The sequence below is a fragment of the Desulfurella sp. genome (assembly GCF_023256235.1).
Classification (GTDB): Bacteria; Campylobacterota_A; Desulfurellia; order Desulfurellales; family Desulfurellaceae; genus Desulfurella.
On sequence record NZ_JAGDWY010000060.1, the window covers coordinates 1 to 5,727 of the forward strand.

Genomic DNA, 5,727 nt, shown 5'->3' on the forward strand with positions numbered 1-5,727 from the left:
TGGAAAGGTTAAATGATGAAAAATTAAAACAAATGATTGATATTATAGAAAAAGAAAAAAGGATAACATTAATGATAATATTACCAAAAGAAGAGATAAATCCATTTTTATTAAACAAAATATTATAATACTTAATTAATTCTTCATTTGAAAAAATAAGAAAATTATCAAAATTAAATATATTAAACCCTATAAAATAAACCTTTTCTTTATGCTTATTGTTAGTATATGACAATATAAAATTTTTAAAACTTTCTCTATCCTCAAAAATATAAAATTTTTCTTTGTTTAAAATTTTTACCACTGCTATGCCAAATTTAATATTTCCAATCTTTTCACGTTTATTAGTTAATTTTTGTTGATCATTTTCAAAGTATGTCTCAATATCAAAAATAAAAGCCCTCATCTTTTACCTTCCTCCATCAAAATTAAAACAATATTCTATTTCCTCAGTCATATCTTTTGCTAACTGCTTTTTAACTATTTTCACTTTATTATCTATTACTTGATAATATACTGCTATAATACCAGCGAATTCTACAAAAATCTTATATCTGCTTTTTAATTCATAACATTTCTCATATAACAATTTTACCGCAATATCCAAATCAGATGTCCATGTTGTCCCTGATTGAACACTTTCCATAAATAACCCTATTTGAATTTCACCCTTTATAAATCCATAATATGCAATCTTATATTTTTGTTTATTAAGTTTTGGTCTTTGAGGTATAGGTTTATTTTTTGTAAAGATTGTTTTCTGTTTTCTTGGATAATTTCTACATTTTTTAGTATGTTTTTATTTATTATTTTAACTGTATTGATGTCTTTCTTTTCAAGTAGGATACGTTTAAGTTTGAGATGTTTCGCTGTGTTTAAAATAATTTGTATTATGTTTGGGTTTTCTATAAATGAAAATTTGTCGATTAGTGATAGTATGTATTTTTTTTCATTGAAGTTTAAAAAATCTTTTATGGAAAATATTATGCTTGGAAACAATATTTTGAAGTCTTTTAGCCCATAAGGTTTTGAGTTTATTAATGATTTTTTGTTCTTTCCTAAGTGTATTGTTATATTGTATGTTATATCTTTTTTTATGGTACCTTTTATTGTGGATTGTTCAATTTTGTTAATGTAATTTTTTCTTATAAAGCTATGTGAATTTAGTAGTATATATATTGAGTCAAGTAAATTTGTTTTACCTGTTGCATTTTCTCCTTTTATTATATTTTTTTGTGGACTGAATGTTTTTGTAAAATCTTTATAGTTTCTAAAGTTTAGTATTGAAATGTTTTCTAAATACATTGTTTTATATGTGGTTATTAATTTTTTCTTCTAAATATTTAAAATATATAAAAATATAGCAATAATAATAAAACATGTTTATTTGTTTAAAATACGTTTTTTGCTTATTATAGTAGTTTAAATTCATGAGTTTTTTTGTTAAAAACTCTGTTAAAAATGTTGAAAAGTATATTGTTTTTGTAAAGGGGTGGTCCTTGGAATCAGCTAAGGATCTACTTAGTACCGCTTTAGAATGGGGAGATTCTTGCAGCATTACTTTTAGAATGACGAAGAAGTTATTGACATATTTTGAAAAGTTTTTAGACATTTTTTATGTTTTTTTCAATTTTTTCTATTATTTCTTTGATTTGTGGGGATTTTTCTATTTCTTTTTCAATTTTTGAGCATGCATTTATTATTGTTGCATGAGATTTCATATTAAATTTAGTTTTTATTTCGGATAATGAATGTTGTGTGAGTTTTCTGGATAAAAATATTGCGATTTCTCTTGGAAGTATTATGTGTTTGTCTCTTTTTCCAGATAACATGGTATCTTTGGTAATATTAAAGTGCTTTGCAACAATTTCTTGTATGTTTTCTATATTAAGTGTGTTTTGTTTTCGTTCTATAACGTCTTGGAGTATGGTTTCTACAAATTCTATGTCTATTTTTTGTTTAAATAAAGATGAGTATGCATTGATTTTTACGATAATACCTTCAATTTCCCTTACGTTTGATTCAAAATTTTTGGCTAAAAATTCTACTATATCGTCTGTTAAGGATAGATTGTAATTTTCGGCTTTTTTCTTAATTATTGCGATTCTTGTTTCGAGTTCTGGAGGTTGTATATCTACTATTAATCCCCAACTAAAACGTGATTTTAGTCTTTCTTCTATTTCTCTAATATCACTTGGTGGTTTATCTGAAGTTATAACTATTTGCTTTTGATTTTCATAAAGCGTATTGAATGTATGAAAAAACTCTTCTTCCGTACGCTCTTTTTTTGATATAAATTGTATATCATCTATAAGCAAACAATCAAGTTCTCTAAATTTATTTCTAAATTGTGTCATTTTTTTGTATTGGATTGAATTTATGAGTTCATTTGTAAATTCTTCGCTTGAGATATATAAAACTTTTATTTTTGAACTTTTTTCTTTTATATGGTTTCCTATTGCATGCAATATATGTGTTTTACCAAGTCCCACGCCCCCATATATAAATAGTGGGTTATATGCTTTACCGAGGCTTTCTGCTACTGCATAACTTGCTGCGTATGTTAACTGATTATTTGGACCAACAACAAAATTGGAAAACTTATATCTTGGGTTTAGGTTTGATTTAAACTCTTTTTTTATTATAAACTCAATTTTTGGTGGTTTTTCAAATAATTGTTCTATTGTTTCTTTGAATTCCTTGCGGTATTTCATTTTTAAAAGATGACGTGCTTCTTCGTTTGGTATTATAAGAGATATTAATTCACTATTAAAACTATTGGCTTCAATTAAAGATACTGTTTCAATATCTTCGATGTCTAATTTTTTTTTAAATGAGTCTAGAAATATATCCCACACAAACTAAATTATATTTTAGATATTTTAAAAAGTCAATGTTGTAATTGAACAGTTGTAAAATTAGTTTTTTTCAAATCTTTCTTGCAAATTTACTCTCGCCCTTTGGCTATAACCTCTATCTTCCCAATAACCATAAGGTTTATCATCTGTAAACTCGATTTTTTCTAAATATTTTACCCATTTGTAAGCATATAGGTTTGGTGCCACAAATCTTATAGGAAAGCCTCTTGGTTTGCTTAGAGGTTTCTCATTCATTTTTAGACAAATAAAACTATTAATTGAATCATCATTAAACACAAAGCTTTTATAACCACCACTTGATTGCAAAGCTATATATTTAAAACTTACTGCATTTACTAAATAGGCAATTGTATTTATACTTATACCTTCAAATTCATTATTTGCCACACTCCATCCATCTACACAGTGCATATCAAGTGTTACTTTTGTATCGATTAAACCCAGCAGTTCATCATATAATAGAGTCTTTTTAACGTCTTTATAGATTATTTCAAGTTTATTTAATTGGGGTATGCTTTTTTCTATTGTTACATCTATGAAGTCTTTTATTAAATATTGTCCTTTAGGTAAACGCATTTTTTAGCCATTCTATCTTATCATTTTCTATTGTTATTACATCAAACCTAATATCGAATTCATTTTCGTTTAAGTTGTTTTTTAACATAAATAATCTCGAGCCTTCTATTATGCGCTTTTGTTTGTTGTAGCTAACTGCATCTTTTGCGCTTCCAAAAGATAGATTACGCCTACCTTTTACTTCTATAAAAACAATAGAATTACCATTCTTTGCTATTATATCTATTTCGCCGCCTTTATACCTAAAATTACGTGAAAGCACAACATAACCTTGCGCTTTCACGTAATTAACAGCTATGTATTCGCATTTTTTACCAAAAATAAAATTAAGTAATTTTCTTTTTGATTCTTGCAGATTTGCCTCTTCTTTCTCTTAAGTAGTATAGTTTGGCTCTTCTTACCACACCACGAGATACTATTTCGATTTTTTCAATAGAAGGTGAATACAAAGGAAAAATTTTTTCTACACCCACGCCATATGATTCTTTTCTAACAGTAAATGTCTTGTTTATACCAGATCCTCTTCTTGATATAACTATACCGCTAAAAACCTGAATCCTTTCTCTTTTGCCTTCTGTTATTTTTATGTGTACATTGACAGTATCGCCAGATCTTAAGTTTGGCACTTCTTTTTGTTTGATCTGTTCTTGCTCAAATAGTCTAAGCTTATCCATCGCTAACCTCTTTTATTAATTTTGAGTTTTCTTTACGCCATTTTGCTATCATAGCGTGATTTCCAGAAAGCAACACTTCTGGTACTTTTAAGCCCCTAAACTCAGCTGGTCTTGTGTATTGGGGATACTCTATAAAGTCGTTTTCAAAGCTTTCTTCTTTTAAAGACTCTTTGTTTCCAAGCACGCCAGGCAAAAGTCTAACAATCGCATCCACTATTATGCTTGCAGCAAGCTCACCTCTGCTAATTATAAACTGCCCTATAGAGATTTTTTCATCAGCAAGTAATTTAACTCTTTCATCAAATCCTTCGTATCTGCCACAAATAAAAGCAATTGACTTTTTATGTCTATATTCTTTTGCTTTTTGCTGGTTAAATAGCTTTCCTTCGGGTGTTAAAACAACAGTAAATACGTCATTATCTTTTGATTTAACATAATCAAGTGCTTTATAAATGGGCTCTGGCTTTAGTAACATACCAGGCCCACCACCATATACACAATCATCAACTGTCCTATGCTTATCGTTTGTAAAATCTCTTATATTGACAAACTCAAATTCTACTAAATGCATTTTCTTTGCTTTTTTTAAAATCCCATCATCAAATATGGACTCAAATACCTTAGGATAAATACTCAACAGGTAAATCCTCATTTTTTATTCTAAAATTTCTAAAACCGCCTTTTTTCCCATTTTTGTGGAAACTGCATTAAGAAGCGTTCTCATAGCCCTGGCAGTTTTGCCTTGTTTGCCAATTACCTTGCCAAGATCTGAATGATCTACTCTAAGCTCAATAACTGTGGTTTTTTCACCATCAATTTGTTTTACATCAACCTTGTCCGGGTTGTCAACTAAGCGTTTTGCGATGCATGAAATTAGTTCTTTCATTTTGTCACCTCTTTAGTGATTTTACTAAATTTTCAACTGCGGGTGTGGGTATCGCACCTTTTTGAACCCATGCATTATATTTTTCTAAATCAAGTTTAACTTTGTCTTCGGTCTTTAATGGGTCATAGTATCCCAAAATATCAAGAGCACTGCCATCTCTTTTTTTTCTAGAATCCATAGCTACGATTCTAAAGAATGCTCGTTTTTTTCGGCCGAGTCGAGTTAATCTAACAACTACCACTGTTTTACCTCCATTTACATTCTACCAAGATTTTTCATTATATGCAAAGCTTTGTTTTTATCAAGCCCTTTCATCATTTTATTCATTTCTTCAAATTGTTTAAGCAGTTTATTCACGCTTTGAACATCTGTACCGCTACCTTTTGCTATGCGCCTTTTTCTGCTTGCATCTATAATTTTATAATTTTCTTTTTCTTTTTTTGTCATTGATTGTATAATTGCAGTAATTCTTTTAAGCTCAATATCGAATTCATTTGTATCTGCCATTTTAATTTTGTTTAGTCCGGGTATCATTTTTATAATGCTTGTAATTGAACCCATTTTTTGAATTTTTTTAAGCTGGTTTAAAAAATCATCCAGTGTAAATTGATTTTTTTTAAGCTTTTTTTGTAGTTGTTTTTGTTCTTTTTCGTCAATCTGGTTTTTTGCCTGTTCAATAAGCGTTAAGATATCACCCATACCAAGAATTCTA

Annotated in this window: 9 protein-coding genes and 1 pseudogene; all 10 read right to left on the reverse strand. The window is 28.5% G+C overall.

What is annotated here, in order from left to right; genetic code table 11:
• Window positions 1-409 precede the first annotated feature (409 nt).
• Window positions 410-646 carry a hypothetical protein gene (locus tag Q0C22_RS06165; protein ID WP_291492838.1) on the reverse strand — a complete coding sequence of 79 codons (237 nt, stop codon included), beginning with the start codon at window positions 644-646 and terminating at the stop codon, window positions 410-412.
• A gap of 26 nt (window positions 647-672) precedes the next feature.
• Window positions 673-1,305, reverse strand: a complete 633-nt coding sequence (locus Q0C22_RS06170; RefSeq protein WP_291492840.1) for an AAA family ATPase — start codon at window positions 1,303-1,305, stop codon at window positions 673-675.
• Between the two features lie 299 nt (window positions 1,306-1,604).
• The gene (gene dnaA, locus Q0C22_RS06175) at window positions 1,605-2,858 is read right to left on the reverse strand and encodes a chromosomal replication initiator protein DnaA (RefSeq protein ID WP_291492842.1); all 1,254 of its coding nucleotides are present in this window, start codon (window positions 2,856-2,858) and stop codon (window positions 1,605-1,607) included.
• 60 nt (window positions 2,859-2,918) lie between these two features.
• Window positions 2,919-3,455: a molybdopterin-dependent oxidoreductase gene (locus tag Q0C22_RS06180; RefSeq protein ID WP_291492844.1), complete on the reverse strand. Its 537-nt coding sequence runs from the start codon at window positions 3,453-3,455 to the stop codon at window positions 2,919-2,921.
• Entirely contained in the window at window positions 3,442-3,810 is a 369-nt protein-coding gene (locus Q0C22_RS06185) for a YraN family protein (protein ID WP_367172118.1), read from the reverse strand. Before Q0C22_RS06185 ends, Q0C22_RS06180 begins: the two co-directional genes overlap by 14 nt.
• On the reverse strand, window positions 3,782-4,129 hold the full coding sequence (gene rplS / locus Q0C22_RS06190) for a 50S ribosomal protein L19 (RefSeq protein ID WP_291492845.1): 348 nt from the start codon (window positions 4,127-4,129) through the stop codon (window positions 3,782-3,784). The genes Q0C22_RS06185 and rplS overlap by 29 nt, the downstream gene beginning before the upstream one ends.
• Window positions 4,122-4,781 carry a tRNA (guanosine(37)-N1)-methyltransferase TrmD gene (trmD, locus tag Q0C22_RS06195; RefSeq protein ID WP_291492847.1) on the reverse strand — a complete coding sequence of 220 codons (660 nt, stop codon included), beginning with the start codon at window positions 4,779-4,781 and terminating at the stop codon, window positions 4,122-4,124. The genes rplS and trmD overlap by 8 nt, the downstream gene beginning before the upstream one ends.
• A gap of 3 nt (window positions 4,782-4,784) precedes the next feature.
• Window positions 4,785-5,015: a KH domain-containing protein gene (locus tag Q0C22_RS06200; RefSeq protein ID WP_025392876.1), complete on the reverse strand. Its 231-nt coding sequence runs from the start codon at window positions 5,013-5,015 to the stop codon at window positions 4,785-4,787.
• A 4-nt stretch (window positions 5,016-5,019) separates the two neighbouring features.
• Window positions 5,020-5,256, reverse strand: a complete 237-nt coding sequence (rpsP, locus tag Q0C22_RS06205; RefSeq protein WP_025392875.1) for a 30S ribosomal protein S16 — start codon at window positions 5,254-5,256, stop codon at window positions 5,020-5,022.
• 14 nt (window positions 5,257-5,270) lie between these two features.
• Window positions 5,271-5,727 (reverse strand): annotated as a pseudogene (locus Q0C22_RS06210) (signal recognition particle protein); the annotation flags it as partial.

What these genes read in the sequence shown, in the direction of transcription:
- Q0C22_RS06165 (WP_291492838.1), bottom strand. Translation starts at nt 646, where the DNA reads ATGGAAAGTGTTCAATCAGGGACAACATGGACATCTGATTTGGATATT.
- Q0C22_RS06170 (WP_291492840.1), bottom strand. Translation starts at nt 1,305, where the DNA reads ATGTATTTAGAAAACATTTCAATACTAAACTTTAGAAACTATAAAGAT.
- Q0C22_RS06180 (WP_291492844.1), bottom strand. Translation starts at nt 3,455, where the DNA reads ATGCGTTTACCTAAAGGACAATATTTAATAAAAGACTTCATAGATGTA.
- rplS (WP_291492845.1), bottom strand. Translation starts at nt 4,129, where the DNA reads ATGGATAAGCTTAGACTATTTGAGCAAGAACAGATCAAACAAAAAGAA.
- trmD (WP_291492847.1), bottom strand. Translation starts at nt 4,781, where the DNA reads ATGAGGATTTACCTGTTGAGTATTTATCCTAAGGTATTTGAGTCCATA.
- Q0C22_RS06200 (WP_025392876.1), bottom strand. Translation starts at nt 5,015, where the DNA reads ATGAAAGAACTAATTTCATGCATCGCAAAACGCTTAGTTGACAACCCG.